The organism is Paenibacillus cookii (genome assembly GCF_018333375.1).
Classification (GTDB): Bacteria; Bacillota; Bacilli; order Paenibacillales; family Paenibacillaceae; genus Paenibacillus_AQ; species Paenibacillus_AQ cookii.
Genome location: NZ_BORW01000060.1, coordinates 1 through 15,238, shown reverse-complemented (window position 1 = coordinate 15,238; position 15,238 = coordinate 1). Strand labels below are relative to the sequence as shown.

The following is a 15,238-nucleotide window of genomic DNA, read 5'->3' as shown; positions in this document are numbered from 1 at the left end:
AATTGAGCCTGAACATCTCAATTTTATCGGGATGGTCTTGTTGGTCAAACCCTCGTTCCCTCCACCCGCATAGCGGGTGGTTTTTTGTTTCGCACGCTTCGCGAGCTCAACTGGCTAAAGCCTAAAATAAAAAAATCCCGCTTCGCATTCGAAGCAGGATTCGTATAAAGGGTTTTTCAAATTTTTTACAATATCTTCATTATAGTATGGATTAGTTCTGCATGACAAAATCGCGTTCGATTTCTGTTCCTTCCTCAAACACGCGCAAAATGTCGTAACGGGTGTTCCGCTGCGCAGGAATTTTCCCCGCCTCGCGGATCAGCTGAAGGATCGAAGCGATATTCACTTTATGCACCGCGCCCGCCGAGGAAACGACGTTTTCCTCCATCATCGTGCTGCCGAAGTCGTTGCAGCCGTAGCTGAGCGACAATTTGCCCACTTCCGGCCCCATCGTAACCCAAGAGGACTGCAGATTCGGCACGTTGTCGAGCACCAGGCGGCCGATCGCCACCGTTTTCAGGTAGGCTTCAGGGGTTTCGCGCTCCCGCTTCAGGCTCGTATTGTCCGGCTGGAACGTAAACGGAATGAACGCAAGGAACCCTTTCGAATCATAGCCATTCGCGATGCATTCGTCCTGCGCGTCTCGGATGCGCAGCATGTGCAGCGCCCGCTCTTCCATCGATTCGCCGAAGCCGATGACCATCGTGGCGGTCGTGTTCATGCCGATTTTGTGGGCCATCTGCATGACGTCCATCCAATCGCGCCAGGTGCCTTTATGGCGGCTGATTTTTTTGCGGATGCGGTCATCCAAAATTTCGGCCCCGCCGCCCGGCAGGGAATCGAGTCCGGCAGCTTTCAGCTCGCGCATGACCTCTTCGAGCGAAAGACCCGACACCTCCACCATTTTGCGGATTTCCGCCGGGGAGAACGAGTGCATCGTAATGTTCGGGAACCGCTGCTTGATGCCGCGGAGCAAATCCGTATAGTAGCTGAAAGGCAGGTCCGGGTTCGTGCCGCCCTGCATCAAAATTTCGGTTCCGCCCACATCCTCGGTTTCCTTGATCTTTTGGAAGATGACTTCGTCCGGAAGAAGATAACCTTCTTTATGGCCCGGGATGCGGTAAAAGGCGCAAAACGTGCAGTATGTATCGCACACGTTGGTGTAGTTGACGTTCCGTCCGATGACAAACGTCGTAATCGGTTCCGGGTGTTTTCTCTTCATCATGATATCGGCGGCATGGCCGATTTTTTCGACTTCGTTGCTTTCAAACAGGGTCACGCTGTCCTCCAGGTTCAAACGTTCCCCGCGCAGCGCTTTGTCCAGGATCTGATCTACTGTGCTCATCTCCGGAAGCCTCCTTATCATATGGCAAAATATATATACGTTTAGCAGACTTATATCATTAAACCGTCTTCATCATCTTAACATACTTTTGGTTTGAGAAAAACTTCACTTTCTTGGATGACAGGCGGCATGTGAGGCAAAAACCGTGATTTTCAAGGATTTGGCATCGCCACCGTCACAAAATGGTCACGAAATGGACATAAATTATCCCTGGCCCGCGATGAATGCGGCGATTTCGCTCACGGCAAACGGCAAAAAGAAAAACGCCGCGTCAAGCGGCGCTTTCCTTCCTTGTTAAGATCCTTGCAAAGCCTGATCCAAATCGGCGATCAAATCGTCGATATCCTCCAGGCCAACGGAGAAGCGCAGCAACCCGTCCGCAATCCCCCGCTCGTGCCGGACTTCGGCCGGCATGGCGGCATGGGACATCATGGCCGGATAGGACAGGATGCTTTCCACCGCTCCCAGGCTGACGGCGACAAGCGGAATGCGGACTTTGTTCAGCACCTGCTTGGCGCGTTCGCCCGAACCTACGTCGAACGAAACGACGGCTCCGTAACCCGTGGATTGCTTTTCATGAATTTCCCGCCCCGGATGATCGAGCAGTCCCGGATAATATACCTTCTCGATGTCCGGACGCCCGTTCAGCCATGCGGCCAGCACGGCCGCGCTTTGCTCGCTGTGGTTCATCCGCGCCTGCAACGTTTTCATCCCGCGCATCAGCAGCCAGGAATCCTGGACGCCAAGCACCGTTCCGAGCCCGTTTTGCAGCTGCTTCAGCTGCCGGCCGATGGAAGGGGTGCGGGCAACGGCGAGACCGGCCAGCACGTCGCTGTGTCCGCCCAGAAATTTCGTCGCGCTGTGCAGCACGATATCGACGCCATGTTCGATCGGACGCTGGTAATACGGCGTCATGAACGTGTTGTCAAGCATCGTGAGCAGGTCATGTTCTTTCGCCCAGGACGTGACGGCCGCAATGTCGGTAATTTTCAGCGTCGGGTTCGACGGCGTTTCCATATATACCGCTTTGGTGTTCGGTTTTAATGCCGCCCTTACTTGATCCAGGTCGGTCATGTCCACAAAGGTGCTTTCGATGCCGAGCCGGTTCAAAATGCTGGTCAGCAATCGGTATGTACCGCCGTACACGTCTTCGGTCACGATCATATGGTCGCCTGCGGACAGCATCATGAAGGTGCTGGAGATGGCAGCCATGCCGGAGGAATAAGCAAAACCTCTTACGCCGCCTTCCAAAAGCGCAATATAATCTTCCAGCGCCTGGCGCGTCGGATTGCCCGAACGGCTGTAGTCGTGAACCGGAGGGTTAAACACGTCCTCGTGGTGAAAGGTCGATGCCTGGTAGATCGGCACGCTGGACGCCCCGGTGTTGCGATCGGTTTCCGAGCCGAAATGAAGAAGTTTGGTCGCGAACTTCCGCGATTCTTGGCCGTTTTGCTCTTTGCCGTGCTGCTCACTCATGGCGTTTTCCTCCTTCGACTTCCTCCATGGCCGCGTCCAACGCGCCGCCGAGATCGGCGATCAAATCGTCGATATGTTCGATGCCGACGGAGAAGCGCAGCAGCCGGTCATCCACGCCGACGGCCTTCCGGATTTCTTCCGGGATGTCCGCATGCGTTTGCACGGCCGGATAAGTCATCAGCGACTCCACGCCGCCCAAACTTTCGGCAAAAGCGATCAGCCGGATGTGGCGGAGAACCGGCTCCACATAGCGGGCATCCTTGACCTTGAAGGAGAAAATGCCCGTGTTCCCGCTGGATTGTTTCTTTTGTATTTCGTGTCCCGGATGCTCGGGGAACACCGGATGGAACACTTCGGCCACGGCCGGATGCGTCTTCAGAAACTCGGCAACGGCGATCGCGTTGCTCTCATGCCGCTCCATCCGGAGCGCCAGCGTCTTCATGCCCCTCATCAACTGGTACGAATCGCTTGCTCCAAGCACCGCTCCGATCGAGTTGTGCAGGAAAAACATTTCTTCCGACAGCTCTTTTCCTTTGGTGATGATCAGGCCGGCGAGCACGTCGTTATGTCCGCCCAAATATTTGGTCGCGCTGTGAATGACGATGTCTGCGCCAAGTTCGATCGGGCGCTGGAAAAACGGCGTCAGCAGCGTATTGTCCACGATGGTCAGCAGTTCATGGCGTTTCGCCCAAGCAGCCACCTTCTCGATGTCCGTAATCATCATCAGCGGATTGGTCGGCGTTTCGATGAAAACCGCCTTCGTTTCCGGACGTCTCGATTTTTCGAGCTCATCCAGATCATTCGTGTCGATGTACGACGCGCTGACGCCGAACTTCGAAAGGATCCGCTCCAGCAGCCGGTACGTTCCGCCGTACAAATCAAGCGATACGATCAAATGGTCGCCCTGCTTGAACAAGGAAAAGATCGTTTGAAGGGCAGCCATGCCCGAGCTGCACGCAAATGCGGCATCGCCGGACTCCAATTCGGCGGCAGCTTCTTCAAGAACTTTGCGCGTCGGGCTTTTGGTACGAGCGTAATCGAATCCCGTGCTTTGGCCGAGCTTCGGATGGCGAAACGCCGTGGCCTGGTAAATCGGAAAGTTTACGGCTCCCGTGACCGGATCCTCCTGCGAACCGATTTGCGCCAATCGGCTTTCGATGTTTAGTGCTTTTCTTTTCTCCATGTCGGTTTCCCCCATAATCTCCTTAAGTATGCAGCCTAGATCTGCGGCCAAACTTCGGCGACTTCGCCGATGTCGTAGGGCGTTTCTTGATATACATAGTAATTCAGCCAATTAGAGAATAATAAGTTTGCATGGGCGCGCCAGATCGCCGGCGGGGTTTGGCTCGGGTCGTCATTCGGGTAATAATGCTTCGGAATGTCCATCTCCATGCCCTTGGCGATATCCCGTTCGTACTCCCACTTCAAGGAATAGGCGTCGTATTCGGAATGTCCCGTGACGAAAATCTGTCTGCCGTCTTTCGTTGCCACCAAATAGATGCCCGCTTCCTCGGATTCGGACAAAATCTCCAATTCGTCGATGCCTTCGATGTCTTCGCGGCGGACCTCCGTATGGCGGGAATGCGGTACATAAAACACCTCGTCGAAACCGCGAAGAAGCTTTACGTTTTGCCGGTTGACCGTATGCGGGAACACGCCGAAGCATTTTTTGGCCAAATCCCACTTCGGCACCCCGAAATGATGATACAGGCCGGCCTGCGAGGCCCAACAGATATGCAGCGTCGAGGTGACGTTCGTTTTGGACCAATCCATGATTTCCTCGAGCTCATCCCAATAGAACACGTCTTCGAAATCCAAACGTTCCACCGGCGCGCCGGTAATGATCATGCCGTCGAAACGGCGGTGGCGCACTTCGTCGAACGTCTTGTAAAATGCCTCCAAGTGTTCCACGGACGTATTTTTCGACGTGTGCGACTGCGGGTGCAGCAGCGTAATTTCCACCTGCAGCGGGGAGTTGCCCAGCAGGCGGAGCAGCTGCGTTTCCGTCGTCTCTTTGGTCGGCATGATGTTCAGGATGGCGATGCGAAGCGGCCGAATGTCCTGATGGTACGCTCTGCTCTCATCCATGACGAAAATATTTTCTCCGTTTAGAATTTCTTTGGCCGGCAGGGCATCCGGAATTTTAATCGGCATGATTCAACACTCCTTTTTGAAGGTGGCGAAAATCATACGGGGGAGCAAGGTGCATATAAAACAAAAATGACCTTCCTGCATAGAGAAAGGTCATGTTCGTTATATTTTACGCCTCTCTCATCTGTCAGAAACCGCTGCGCAAAGCAGCTTCACGTTCCTGCAAGAATTAGCACCGTGCGCATTCGCGCCGGTTGCCGGGTTTCATTGGGCTAGTCCCTCCACCTGCTCTTGATAAGATTTCGCTGTATTCAGTTTTATGATCTTGTTCTTGTTCTTGTTCCTTACTTTAAATCATAATCCCATCCTTCGTCAAGAAGCTTTCGGGCAAATGCCGCAAGAGGAGCCCACACGTTTTTCCAGCCTTTGTCATACGCTGTAACAGGACGGCGCCAGGCGCGATTTTTTTCTTGAAAGGTCCATGGCCCGGCGTTATACTAGACAAGTGTTTGAACCTAAAACAAGAGGTGACATGAGATGGAAGGCGACCCGAGCCCGAAGCTGAATGCAAATGAACACAACCGCATAGAACTGAAATCGGCTTGCCGGCGCAGGGAAGTTTTCGCTTTTGTCTACCGCGGATTCCTCTTTTAATTCCCCGAAAAAAAACGACCGGCAACGCTGATTTCTTTCCTATGCCCTAAACAAGCGTTTCCTGGACATGCGCCGCATGTCGGGATGAAGGAGTGAAATCAGATGAAAATCCGGTTGGTAAACGAGGGCGTTTTCAGCCCGATCGATGACATCCAAACCACGCTGACTGCCCCGCCTGCAGGATTCTATTGGATCGATGCGGACGTGGAAGATCTGGCGCTTTTGCAGCCTTTATTTTCCCTTCACGACCTGGCGGTGGAAGACTGCTTGAGCGAAGAGGAACAACGCCCCAAACTCGAAATTTACGAAAACCATTATTTTATCGTCGTGAATTCCATCCGTTTCGATGACGAGGAAATTTTCCTGCGTGCGCTGAACGTCTTTTTGGGCCGCCATTTTATTATCACGGTGACCAAACAAAAAATTCACGAGCTGCGTTCCCTGAAGCCGATTTTATGGGAGCAGGAAGTCAGCACCCCGGACCGTTTTTTGTATTTGCTGATCGACCTTGTCGTTGACAACTACTTCACCGTAGGCGACCGGATCGAAGCCAAAATCGAAAAGCTGGAAGAAGATATCCTGATGCACACGAAAAAATCGCACCTGAACGAAATCATCGGTTTGCGAAGCGAAATCCTGTGGCTGAAAAAGGTGCTGGGACCGCAAAAAGAACTGATCAATACGCTCAATAAACGGGATCTTCGGTTGATCGACGATCAGCTGCAAAAATATTTTAGCGATATTTATGAAAATGCCGTCAAAATTTCTGAAACCTTCGATACGTTCCGCGATCTGATGGGCAACCTTCGCGAAGCCTACCAGTCCAGCATCGCCAACCGCGCGAATGAAATCATGCGCGTGTTTACCGCCATCACGACCATATTCATGCCGCTCACGGTCATTACCGGAATCTATGGCATGAACTTCGACAATATGCCCGAAACGCATACGGCTTACGGATATTTTGTCGTGATCGGAATCATGGCCGTGCTCGCCGTCAGCATGCTGCTGATTTTCCGCAAGAAGGACTGGATCTGAAAGGCGGCCGATTTAGAATAAGGACGAAGATTGGCTTAAGCTGCATTCCGCGTGCACGTAAAGCATCTTCGTCCTTTTTGCGTCTTTAGCGGCATGGATACGAAGCAGGCACCCGTATTCACCACGGTACGGCCCGTCATCCCGGCATTGTCCCCGCGCTCCGTGACTGAAGCTTCTTCTTCCGTTTATCGCCGCACCAAACGCCCGGAGCCCGCGACCTGCAGGTTATCCCGCATGCCGGCCGCTTCCCGTTTCCTTCCGGAACCGGATCCGGATCAAACGCAGTCGTTCATACCGGAGCTCCGTCAGCGGTCCCGCCACTGCTTCCTGACCGTACACGCGGTGCATGACCGGCTTCAGCAGCGTGTCCCCCAGCTCCTCGAAAGCCTTCCACACCTCTTCCTGCTCCGCTTCCGGCATTTCCTGCAGTTCCCCGGCGATCAGGCTTTCGGCGTCGTAACCTTCTTTCTCCAGCTGTTCGAGCGCTTCCACCAGCTCCCGTCTCGTCAAGCCGGTTTCCTGCTCCATCGCCTCAAGCCTTTTGCCGTTTTGGATGCCTTGGAGCAGCATTTGCTTGGTCCGGTACCGATCGAGATCCTGCTTATATTTCAGCTCTTTCTGCTTGTATACCCATGCCTCGTAGGTCGTCTCGTCCAGCTCGTCCTGCACCCAATCCAGCGGGAAGCCGTGGCTGCGTTCACGCCCTGCTGTTATTTCCAGCAGCTCCGCGCCGTATTCCGCCGCCTTGTTGTCCCCGACGCCGGGCAGCTGCAGCAGCTCGTCCAAGGTCATCGGCACAAAGGTGCTGATCAGCCGCAGCAGCCGGTTCGTTGCGATAAAATAGGGCGCCTTCCGCTCGGCCGCCGCTTTTTTGCGCCGCCAGGCGCACAGCTCGTTGTAAAGCTCCTCGTCGTAGTTCAGCTCGCTGTAGCAATACAGCTTTTGCGCGTTTTGGCTTTTTCCCTTCTGCTCCTCTTCGTCGTGAAAGATGCCGTCAATGACCGGACGGAAGCCCTCGCCCAATTTCACGGCCAGGCCGTGGCGGTATATATGCAGCATCTCATTCCAGGAACCGCCTTCGTACCAGGTCTGTTCCGATACGCTGCCGCCCCTTTCCATATCCCTCCAGCCAAGCTTCCAGACGCCTTCCCCCTCGTCGATCCATACTTCCGCCCATGTCCCTCCCTGCTTGCTTTCTTTCACCATGCGATTCATAAATACGGTCTGCATCTTGCTTTACCTCCCTTTGAAATCAGCACAATAAAAAAAGCACCTCCCTTGAAGTTCAAGAGAGGTGCTTCCCCGTTATTATGCCGTTATTCCAAATGATACCACATCATCGCAAATGGTCAATCCTTTTGTGGCAGCCCGTCCAAAAAAACGATATCGGATTAACCCGCAGCCAGCGCCTTTTTGGCCAGAGCGAGCGCGCCGCATAATCCGGCGTTGTCTCCAAGCTGCGGAGGAACGATATAGTCCGCGATTTGCTCGTTGATGGCCGGAAGCTGCACATAACCGTTCAGCAGCTCCTGCAGTTTTGCATGAATCAGCGGGAACAGCTGAAGCTGTTTCATGACGCCGCCGCCCATGACGATTTTTTGCGGAGACAAAATCAGGATATAGTTCATCAACGCTTGCGCAAGATAATAGGCTTCCATGTCCCAAGCCGGATGATCCGGCGTCAATTCCGCACCCGGAACGCCCCAGCGTTTCGACAGCGAAGGACCTGCGGCTACGCCTTCCAGGCAGTCGCCATGGTAAGGGCAGAACCCTTCGAATTTGTCCTCCGGATGGCGGCGGACCAAAATATGTCCCATTTCCGGATGCGAAAGACCATGCACCAGTTCGCCGCCGACGACCGCGCCGGCGCCGACTCCGGTGCCAACCGTAATGTACAGGCAGCTGTCATACCCTTTGGCTGCGCCCCACGTATATTCGCCCAGCGCCGCACCGTTCACGTCCGTATCGAATTCGATCGGAACCTGGAAATGCGAGCCCAGATGGCCGACGATATCGAAGTTGCTCCAATGCGGTTTAGGGGTCGTCGTAATGCGTCCGTATGTAGGACTTCCTTTGACGGGATCGATCGGTCCGAACGAACCTACCCCGATCGCTTCCACGCCTTTATTTTGAAAGAAAGAAACCACCTGTGCCATCGTTTCTTCGGGCGTCGTCGTCGGAAAACTGATCCGCTCGAGCACGGTTCCGTCTTCCTTCCCGATACCGCATACAAATTTCGTACCTCCGGCTTCAATCGCTCCCAGAATACTCATCGTTTGCAATCCCTCCTGCACCATTCTCTTGTCTGTTTGCCCGTCTGCGGCATCAAATAGCGAATCCTATCCAATAACCACGGGCATTATAGCCCAGTTGTTCCATGAAAGTCAATGCGCAAGCGCACGGAAAAGGGACGCCGGGCGTGATGCCGGCATCCCCGTGCGTGGCAAACTTCTCGTTTTGTTTTAGACGACCCCGAGCAGATGGCACAAACTCTTCATCTCAAGCTCTTCGAATTTATCGACCACCGCCTGCTCGTCGAGCGACAGCTGGCAGGTCTCCAGCGCGCACGCCACAGGGGCCGCGCAATGGATTTCCGCCAGGCGGCGCGAAAGATGCAGCATCTCGAGATCGGCTTCGATTTTGGCGCGGATGCTCTTCGATACCTGATCCAGATTGTCGAGCAGCCCCTCGATGGAACCGTACTCCTGAATCAGCTTATGCGCCGTCTTTTCGCCGATGCCGCGAACGCCTGGATAGTTGTCGCTGGCATCGCCCATCAGCGCCTTGACGTCGACGATTTGGCGCGGATGAAGCTGCCGTTCCTCGTACAACGTCTCCGGCGTGTACACCTTATAGTTGCCGTGGCCTTTTTTCATGATGATGACGGTCGTGCGTTCGCTTACCAGCTGCAGCAGGTCATGGTCGCCGGACAAAACCATCACGTCCATGTCCTGGCTGAACTTGGCGGCCAGCGTGCCGATGCAATCGTCGGCCTCATACCCTTCGGCGCCGATATTGGGGACGCCCATGCTGTCCATCACGTCCCGAATCAGCGAAAACTGGGGCACCAGATCCTCCGGCGCCTCCGGCCGGTTTCCTTTATAAGCCGAAAAATGCTCCCCGCGGAACGTCTTGCCCCCAAGATCCCAGCAGCAAACGACGTGGCTCGGATCAAAATTTTGCACCGCGTCCCAAAAATACCGGATAAACCCGTAAATCGCATTCGTCGGAATTCCCGATTTCGTCCGGCGGATATATCCGCTGGTTGCGGTAGCGTAATAAGCTCTAAACAACAATGCCATCCCGTCCACCAACATAACGGATGGTCGTTTTTCATTCGTGATCAATCTTCGTTTCTCCCCTTGTCTGCCTCATCCCTGTTTCAAGGGCGGGCAATGCTGCCTCTAGTATAACACAACTAGGGGGAGCTTTTGGGCGGTTTCCTGTTATCCCCAGGCGGATTCGTATTGATCCTCTTTAAAGCCGACCGTTACTTTGCGGCCGTCGGTCACGATCGGACGTTTGATCAGCATGCCGTTCGAAGACAAAAGCTCGATCTGCTCCTTTTCGGACATGTCTGCCAGCTTGTCTTTGAGGCCCATTTCTTTGTACGCTTCGCCGCTTGTGTTAAAAAACTTTTTGAGCGGAAGTCCGCTTAAGCCGATCAGTTTCTCCAGCGTTTCGGGCGCCGGAGGTTCTTCCTTGATATGGTGAAGCTCCAGCTCATGGCCATGGGACTGGAGCCATTTGATTGCGTTGCGGCAGGTGCCGCATTTCGGATATTGGTAAACCTGCAGTTTGCTCATCTGTCATTCCACTCTCTTTGTCGGTATTTGATGCATCGGGCCCTTCGGCACTACAGCCCTTCCTCCAGCCGCTCCCGCAATTTCCGCATATCCGCGGGCAGCGGCGCCTGAAAGGTCATTTGCCTGCGCTTGACCGGATGCTCGAAGGAAAGTTCATAGGCGTGGAGCGCCTGGCGCGGGATCGCCCGGTCCAATTGAACGATGTTCCGCGCAGCCGCCGGCATAGGAGGGTCATTCGTTTCAATAACGGAATCGGCACCCGCTGCCGGGTCCGCGGCTTCGATCCCGATTTCTTTATAGACGTCATGCCGATACAACTTGTCCCCGATCAGGGGACAGCCGATGCTCGTCATATGGACGCGGATTTGATGCGTTCTCCCCGTTTCCAGCTTCAGCCGGACAAGCGACCCGTTTTTCCAGCTTTCCAGCGCCCGGTATTTGGTCAGCGACGGATAACCGTTTGGCGTGACGATCCGGCGGTGCGGCTCTTCGGGGTCCCTGTCGATCGGCCCGTCGATTTCGCCCTCCGGCGGGGCCGGGGTCCCATGCACCAATGCGAGGTACGTTTTGTCCACGCGGTTTCCGATCATTTGCTCGGATATATGCTGATGCACGTATGGATTTTTGGCTATGGCAAGCACGCCGGTCGTCTCCTGGTCGAGGCGGTGTACGGCGCGGAAACGGAACGACTCGCCTTTTTGGCGCCAGTAGTCCACGACCCCGTTCGCCAGCGTGCCGGTATAATGCCCGTGCGTCGGGTGCACGATCATGCCCGCTTCTTTATTGACGACCAGCAGATGTTCGTCTTCGTAGAGGATTTCAAAAGGAATCGGCTGCGGCAAAATGTCGTCGGAGATTTCCTGCTCCATGCGGATCGCCACCACGTCCCCGGCCTGGACGGGAACGCTGGTGTACACTCGGCGGCCGTTTAACGTGATTCCCTGTTCCGTCAGCTTCAGCCGGGACTGCAGCTTGCGCGAAACATGCATGCGCCGCAGCAGGATGGTCTTGAGCAGCCAGCCATCCTCCGCTTCGGGCACGGTATAAGTGATTGGCGGATAATAAGCTGTCATTTTTTGTTGCCGAACACCTTTTTGCTGCGGACGTATTCGATGTCAGGGACGCCGCTGCGGACGTTGGCCGTGCGGGCCGCCACGAAGAAATAATCCGACAGCCGGTTCAAATACCGGCGGACTTCCGGATTGATCGCCTTCTTTTGGCCGAGCGTGACGACTCTCCGTTCCGCGCGGCGGCATACGGTTCTGCACACATGCAGCGTCGCCGCCAGCTGCGTTCCCCCAGGCAAAATAAACCGCTCCAGCTCGGGGGTCTCCTCCAGGTACCGATCGATCCACTGCTCCAGCCGCTCCACCATGTCGGCACGCACTTTATATTTGCTTTCGCTCAGCTTGACGAACGCCAGGTCCGACCCGCAGTCGAACAATTCATGCATGATTTCGATCAGGTTGTCCCGCAAATCGGCAAAAACCTCGCCCTCCATCAGGCTTGCGGCCTGGCCGACGAAACAGTTCAGCTCGTCGATCGTTCCGTAGGTTTCCACCTGCAGATCATCCTTCGAAACGCGTCCGCCGATGACGGATGTCTGGCCTTCGTCGCCGGTCCGTGTATAAATTCTCATTCGTTCGTTCCTCCCTTAAGCTCAAAAGCCGCCTACTCCGTCATTTCTTTAAGCGCCTTCACCGCGTTATCCATATGCTTCGAGGACACCGGGATGGTGACGAACAGCTTGTCAGGCGTATATTTCAAATCCTTGAACATCTTCAAGTCCTTCACGGGGATCCCGTAAAGATGTTCCGTTTTGTCGATCGTTTTGTCATCCTTTTCTTCCATGCTCGCAAATACGCCTTCCGGATATGTTTTCGGGTCGAAATGGTCGTCCAGCACCACATGGCCTCCCATTTTGCCGTAATTTTTCATGTCTTCTTCAGGCAAAATCATAATGTCGTGGCCGCCCGCGGCATATTCGACCATCAGCTTTTCCGGATTGTACAGCGGACTTGCGATCACTTCGACCTTGATCTCCTGGCCCAGACGTTCCTGCAGCGCTTTCTCAAGCGGCTCGGCGACTTGGGTGGGATCGGACTTGTCGTCGATCATGAAAATCGACAGGTCCGGCTTTTCCTTCCCGCAGCCCGCAAGCATAAAAACAGCGAAAATAACCAGCATGAGTTTACCGTACGCCTTCACTCTCTGCTCCTCCTCTATTCTCCAATAGGTTCAATATAACATACCTGGGAGAGACAAAAAAGCGGCCCCTTCCTAAAGGCCGGACAGCAAAAATCCCCTCCCGGGGCAAGAGGGAAATTCACCGGAATGAACTTCCTTCTCCTGCGCCCTGAAGGGGACGGGATAAACGTAGCGACTGGATGTCTGCAAGCTTTTTTAAGGCTTACGATTTATTTTTCTTCGGGCATGATGATTTCATGTATTCGTTGATTTTGAGGTCGAGCAAGCTGCTGATTTCGATCACGACTTCCGAGGTGAAGGATTGTTCCTGCATGAAAATCTGTTCCATCTTGTTGCGGAGCATCAAAATTTCGTCTTCCAAGGAAATATTCTTCGCAGAATCCGTCGTTTTGGCCGACCAATCACCGCGCTGATCGCCTTCGGCAATGTAGTCGCCGCGATATGAGGGCAAATCATATTCGGCACAGAACAAAGGTAACCCCTCCCTGGTAAGTCTTTTCTTGCTCCCGAAGCAAAATTATAACATATAAATCGATAAAAGAAAGTGAATAATTTGTTAAATTATTCAAAATCAGTATAAAACCCTGATACAGGTTTTGCAAATATCCATAGGAGCGGCCTTCAGACCAGAAGAAAAGAACATCGTGTACAAGGAAGGCTTACAATACAATACCCAGAAAATACCTAAAATGAAACTTTTTTTATGACTCCTGCTTGAGCTTGTGCAAAAATTTTCCGATCCGGTCAAGCGCTTCGGTCAGCTGGGCAACGGAAGTGGCGTAGGAGCACCGCAAAAATCCTTCCCCGCTCGCGCCGAAGGCCGTTCCGGGAACCGCCGCGACCTTCGCCTCCAGCAGCAGCCGGTGCGCGAATTCTTCGGAGCTCAGTCCGGTCGAAGCAATGCTCGGGAACGCATAAAACGCGCCCTTCGGCTCGTGGCAGGTAAGCCCGATATCCTGAAAGCCCTGGACGATCAGGCGCCGGCGCTGATTATAGGACTCGACCATCCGGTCCTTTTCCTCCATGCCGTGCTTCAGTGCCTCCAGTGCGGCGACCTGGCCCATGACGGGAGCGCACATAATCGTGTACTGGTGGATTTTCAGCATGGCTGCGATCAGGTCCGGGTGGGCGCAGACATATCCCATCCGCCAGCCGGTCATCGCAAACGCCTTGGAAAAACCGCTGACCAGGATGGTACGGTCCATCATGCCCGGAATGGACGAAAAGCTGACATGCTTTTGGCCGTAGGTCAGCTCGGCATAAATCTCGTCGGCAATGACGATCAGATCGTGTTTTTCCACGACTTTCGCGATCGGGAGCCAATCCTCGTAGGTCATGATGGAGCCGGTCGGATTGCTTGGATAGCAAAGGATCAGCACTTTGGTTTTCGGCGTGATTTTGGCTTCCAGCGCTTCGGCCGTCAGCTTGAAATCGTCCTTGGCATAGGTTTCGATGCCGACGGGAACGCCGCCCCCGATCGAAGTGATCGGAGAATAAGGCACGTAACAAGGTTCCGGAATCAGAATTTCGTCCCCGGGAACGATCAGCGCCCGCAAAGCCAGGTCAATCGCTTCGCTGCCGCCGACGGTCACGATAATTTGATCCTTCGGATCGTACGCGACCTTGAAATTGTCGTTCAAATAGTCGGAAATCGCTTCACGGAGTTCGATCATCCCCGCATTGGAAGTGTACGCGGTCATTCCGCGTTCCAGGGAATAAACGCAAGCCTCCCTGACATGCCAAGGCGTCGTGAAGTCGGGTTCGCCCACGCCGAGCGTGATGATATCCTTGCTGCCGTTCGCCAGGTCGAAAAACTTGCGGATGCCCGACGGCGGGATATTTCTGACGAGCGGGGACAAATACGTTTCCATCGATTTGACTTGCTGTTGTTTGGTATCTTCATTCACGATCATGACACATCTTCCTTTACGGCGAGACTATGAGACGGTTATCTTCTTCACGGTCCTCAAAAATAATGCCGTCCTGTTTATATTTTTTCAAAATAAAGTTGGTTTTCGTCGACAATACCGAATCGATCGGCGACAGCTTCTCGGAAACGAAGTTCGCCACTTCCCTCAGATTGCGTCCTTCCACTTCGACGAGCAGGTCGTACGCTCCGCTCATCAAATAAACGGACTTCACCTGCGGGTACAAATAAATGCGCTCCGCGATTCCTTCAAAACCGCGTCCCCGCTCAGGGGTGATCTGCACTTCGATCAGCGCCGTCACGGTTTCTTCCTCAATTTTGCTCCAGTTGACGACGGCCGCGTATTTTACGATGACATGGTCCGCCTCAAGCTCGGCAATCGCCTCTTTCACCGCCTCCTCGTCCACGCCAATCAAGGTGGCGAGAAGTTGTGGGGATCGTCTCGCGTCCTCATTCAGCAGGTCGAGGACTTTCAGCTTCAGTTCGGTAAGTTCTTTCATAAGTATCCTCCAGCATTCGTTTCGCGGGTTGCTTACAAAACATGTCATACCCGGGAAAGAGATTAACCTAAATTTCGAAAGCCCATAAGATCAAGGCAAAACGTCGGAACAATAGGGTAAGGAAATGTAAAAATGTAGGAATTACCCATGTTCGCAAGAGAAAATTTGACTTTTGGGGTGGTCTTTCCCCCTC

The 15,238-nt window shown here is 53.9% G+C and carries 15 protein-coding genes and 1 riboswitch; of the genes, 1 reads left to right on the top strand and 14 read right to left on the bottom strand.

Annotated elements, in window-relative coordinates; translation table 11 throughout:
- Positions 1–211 precede the first annotated feature (211 nt).
- The 4 genes from mqnC to metA all read right to left on the bottom strand — a co-directional run bounded on the left by mqnC (position 212) and on the right by metA (position 4,975).
- Positions 212–1,345: a cyclic dehypoxanthinyl futalosine synthase gene (gene mqnC / locus KI367_RS26015; RefSeq protein WP_036715310.1), complete on the bottom strand. Its 1,134-nt coding sequence runs from the start codon at positions 1,343–1,345 to the stop codon at positions 212–214.
- A 294-nt stretch (positions 1,346–1,639) separates the two neighbouring features.
- Positions 1,640–2,821, bottom strand: coding sequence for an aminotransferase class I/II-fold pyridoxal phosphate-dependent enzyme (locus KI367_RS26010; RefSeq protein WP_212953082.1), 1,182 nt, complete (start codon positions 2,819–2,821; stop codon positions 1,640–1,642).
- A complete protein-coding gene (locus tag KI367_RS26005) occupies positions 2,814–4,004 on the bottom strand; it encodes an aminotransferase class I/II-fold pyridoxal phosphate-dependent enzyme (protein ID WP_212953080.1) in 1,191 nt (396 codons plus the stop codon). Before KI367_RS26005 ends, KI367_RS26010 begins: the two co-directional genes overlap by 8 nt.
- A 35-nt stretch (positions 4,005–4,039) precedes the next feature.
- Positions 4,040–4,975, bottom strand: a complete 936-nt coding sequence (gene metA / locus KI367_RS26000; protein WP_036715519.1) for a homoserine O-acetyltransferase MetA — start codon at positions 4,973–4,975, stop codon at positions 4,040–4,042.
- A 114-nt stretch (positions 4,976–5,089) separates the two neighbouring features.
- A riboswitch (SAM riboswitch) is annotated at positions 5,090–5,213 on the bottom strand.
- A gap of 455 nt (positions 5,214–5,668) precedes the next feature.
- Between metA and corA the strand changes: the two genes are divergently transcribed.
- A complete protein-coding gene (gene corA, locus KI367_RS25995; protein ID WP_036715518.1) occupies positions 5,669–6,604 on the top strand; it encodes a magnesium/cobalt transporter CorA in 936 nt (311 codons plus the stop codon).
- A gap of 225 nt (positions 6,605–6,829) precedes the next feature.
- Here the strand turns inward: corA and KI367_RS25990 are convergent, their stop codons facing one another.
- The 10 genes from KI367_RS25990 to KI367_RS25945 form a co-directional block, all read right to left on the bottom strand.
- Positions 6,830–7,834, bottom strand: coding sequence for an HRDC domain-containing protein (locus tag KI367_RS25990; RefSeq protein WP_212953078.1), 1,005 nt, complete (start codon positions 7,832–7,834; stop codon positions 6,830–6,832).
- 161 nt (positions 7,835–7,995) lie between these two features.
- A complete protein-coding gene (locus KI367_RS25985) occupies positions 7,996–8,877 on the bottom strand; it encodes an ROK family protein (protein WP_036715515.1) in 882 nt (293 codons plus the stop codon).
- Between the two features lie 189 nt (positions 8,878–9,066).
- On the bottom strand, positions 9,067–9,921 hold the full coding sequence (locus KI367_RS25980; protein ID WP_212953085.1) for a 5'-3' exonuclease: 855 nt from the start codon (positions 9,919–9,921) through the stop codon (positions 9,067–9,069).
- Positions 9,922–10,050: 129 nt separating this feature from the next.
- On the bottom strand, positions 10,051–10,410 hold the full coding sequence (locus KI367_RS25975; protein ID WP_036715513.1) for an arsenate reductase family protein: 360 nt from the start codon (positions 10,408–10,410) through the stop codon (positions 10,051–10,053).
- 50 nt (positions 10,411–10,460) lie between these two features.
- Positions 10,461–11,483: an RluA family pseudouridine synthase gene (locus KI367_RS25970; protein ID WP_212953075.1), complete on the bottom strand. Its 1,023-nt coding sequence runs from the start codon at positions 11,481–11,483 to the stop codon at positions 10,461–10,463.
- Positions 11,480–12,049, bottom strand: a complete 570-nt coding sequence (locus KI367_RS25965) for a cob(I)yrinic acid a,c-diamide adenosyltransferase (protein ID WP_036715512.1) — start codon at positions 12,047–12,049, stop codon at positions 11,480–11,482. The genes KI367_RS25970 and KI367_RS25965 overlap by 4 nt, the downstream gene beginning before the upstream one ends.
- A gap of 32 nt (positions 12,050–12,081) precedes the next feature.
- A complete protein-coding gene (locus tag KI367_RS25960; RefSeq protein WP_052147450.1) occupies positions 12,082–12,618 on the bottom strand; it encodes a hypothetical protein in 537 nt (178 codons plus the stop codon).
- Between the two features lie 202 nt (positions 12,619–12,820).
- The gene (locus KI367_RS25955) at positions 12,821–13,090 is read right to left on the bottom strand and encodes an aspartyl-phosphate phosphatase Spo0E family protein (protein ID WP_036708586.1); all 270 of its coding nucleotides are present in this window, start codon (positions 13,088–13,090) and stop codon (positions 12,821–12,823) included.
- A gap of 229 nt (positions 13,091–13,319) precedes the next feature.
- Positions 13,320–14,531, bottom strand: a complete 1,212-nt coding sequence (locus KI367_RS25950; protein ID WP_212953072.1) for an aminotransferase class I/II-fold pyridoxal phosphate-dependent enzyme — start codon at positions 14,529–14,531, stop codon at positions 13,320–13,322.
- A 13-nt stretch (positions 14,532–14,544) separates the two neighbouring features.
- Positions 14,545–15,045, bottom strand: coding sequence for an Lrp/AsnC family transcriptional regulator (locus KI367_RS25945; RefSeq protein WP_212953069.1), 501 nt, complete (start codon positions 15,043–15,045; stop codon positions 14,545–14,547).
- Between the last annotated feature and the right edge of the window lie 193 nt (positions 15,046–15,238).